The following is a 2,391-nucleotide window of genomic DNA, read 5'->3' on the forward strand; positions in this document are numbered from 1 at the left end:
GACGCGCCGCCGGGCCGCCCCAAGGCGCGAAGGCCCCCTCGGGGGACAGCGCATTACACGAAGTGAAAAGCGTGGGGGCGACATGCCGCGCCGCCGGGCCGTCCCAAGGCGCGAAGGCCCCCTCGGGGGGCAGCGCATTACGCGAAGTGAAAAGCGTGGGGGCCAGCTACCCGAGGCCGCACCACTCGGCAAAGCGGCGGAAGGCGTCTGCCCACAAGGCCCAGGCGGCCGCCAGAATCAGCAGACCGCCGGCCGCCCGGGTGCCCCAGTCCTGCCGCGCCTGGTTGCCCCGGCCCTGCAGCTTGTCGTATATCAGTGGCACGAGCACCAGAGACAGGCTGCTGCCGGCCGCGAATAGCGCCATTGACAGCGCACCCTGGAGCGGCCCGCCACTGAGCGAGGCCACCAGCAGCGCCGAGTAGAGCAGGCCGCAGGGCATGAAGGCCCACAACGCGCCGGTAGCGAAAATGCCGCCACGCGCCGCAGCCAGCGGCCGGATACGCGACCAGACTACCCGGCCGGCATGGCTGACCCAGACCGGCTGGCGCGCCTGGGTCAACAGCATCAAGCCCCAGAGCAGTACGATCAGGTGAAACAGGGTCCAGAACGGCCGCAACGCTGCTGTTTGTGTGGTGAGCCAGGCCAGACTCTGGACGGCGGCCGCAGCAGCGGCGCCCGCCAGCGAATAACCCGTCAGACGGCCGACCTGAAAACTCCAGAGCGAGCGCGAAGATGAGCCGGAATCCTGGCGCGGTCCCATCCGGGAAATGCCCGCGCAGGCCGCGCCACACATGGCCGCGCAATGCGGACCACCGGCCAGCCCCATCAACAGCGCAGTGACAGCCAGCGTGGTGCTCATGCGCGGCGACGGTTCAGATGATGCGCGAAAACTTCGCGCGGTTGCGGTCGGCCTGCAGGTAGCGGTCAAACACCATGGCCACGGCCCGCACAAAGAACCAGCCCTGGGCCGTGACCTGGATACCGGCGTCATCCATCACCAGCAGCCCCGCTTCAGCAAGCTCACCCAGCTGCTTGAGTTCGGTGGCAAAGTAGCTGTGAAAATCAAGCAGCCAGGCCAGCTCAATCGATTCAAACAGCACCTGCCCCTGGCACATCAGCGCCATGATCACGGCGCGGCGCGCCAGGTCATCACGGCTCAGCGCCAGCCCGCGTGCCACCGGAAACCGCCCCTGGTCCAGATGGTCACAGTACTCTTCCATGGTCTTGGCGTTCTGGCTGTAGGTCGCACCTATGCGGCCAATGGCCGAAACACCCAAGCCGATCAGGTCGCAGTCAGGCTGGGTGCTGTAACCCTGGAAGTTGCGGTGCAGACGACCCTGGCGCTTGGCCACGGCCAGCGCGTCCTCGGGCAGCGCAAAATGATCCATGCCGATATAGACGTAACCTGCGGCTATGAAAGCCGCGAGCGACTGCGTCAGCATGGCCACCTTGGCAGCAGCCCCCGGCAAATCGGCTGTGATGATGCGTCGTTGCGGCTTGAAACGCTCAGGCAGATGCGCGTAGGCGTACAGCGCGATGCGGTCGGGTCGCAACTGCACCACCTGGGCCAGCGTCCGCGCAAAAGACTCGGGCGTCTGGCGCGGCAGGCCGTAGATCAGGTCCATGTTGATGGAGTCGAAACCAATCTCACGCGCCTGCACCATGAGAGCGCTGACCTGCTCAAACGGCTGGATGCGATGCACGGCTTTTTGCACATCCGGATCGAAATCCTGCACACCAAAGCTCAGACGGTTAAAGCCGAGATCGGCCAGGGCGCGCAAGCGCGTGGCGTCAACCGTCCTTGGGTCAATCTCGATCGAGTATTCGCCACCCGGCGCAAGGGCAAAGCTGCGCCGCAGCATGGCCATCAACTCGCGCAATTCGTCGTCGGACAGGAAGGTGGGCGTGCCACCGCCCAGATGCAGCTGAGTCACGGTCTGTCCCGTGCCAAGCTGGGCCGTGTGCAGGTCAATCTCGCGGCTCAGATAGCGCAGGTAGCTCGCTGCCCGGCTGTGGTGCTTGGTGATGATCTTGTTGCAGGCGCAGTAATAACAAACCGATTCGCAAAACGGAATGTGCACATACACCGACAGCGGCAAGGCCAGCACGGATGGACCATCGCGGCGCTGGACCAGGGCCTGACCGTAGTCCGCAGCGCTGAAAGCCTCGACAAAACGGTCCGCCGTCGGGTAGGAGGTGTAGCGGGGCCCAGCGATGTCAAATCGTTGCAGCAGGACGGGCATTTCAGAGGTCATCGCAGGATTCTCATGGTGATGTCTGACTGTGCAGCGCGCACCTCCAGGGGAGCTTGATCTGGATCAAACGCACCCCCACAACGGAGCCAGACAATTTGATCCAGATCAGAAAAGGCAGCGCCATGAAGGAACCCCC

2 protein-coding genes are annotated in these 2,391 nt (G+C 64.6%); both read right to left on the bottom strand.

The window, feature by feature from the left end; genetic code table 11:
• Positions 1-166: 166 nt before the first annotated feature.
• Positions 167-859 (bottom strand): sulfite exporter TauE/SafE family protein, encoded by a 693-nt coding sequence (locus tag ACESMT_RS02710; RefSeq protein ID WP_372825010.1) that lies wholly within the window; start codon positions 857-859, stop codon positions 167-169.
• A 13-nt stretch (positions 860-872) separates the two neighbouring features.
• Entirely contained in the window at positions 873-2,255 is a 1,383-nt protein-coding gene (gene hemN / locus ACESMT_RS02715) for an oxygen-independent coproporphyrinogen III oxidase (RefSeq protein ID WP_372825012.1), read from the bottom strand.
• Positions 2,256-2,391: the final 136 nt, after the last annotated feature.

The sequence above is a fragment of the Polaromonas sp. genome (genome assembly GCF_041689105.1).
In the GTDB taxonomy this organism is placed as follows: domain Bacteria; phylum Pseudomonadota; class Gammaproteobacteria; order Burkholderiales; family Burkholderiaceae_C; genus Polaromonas.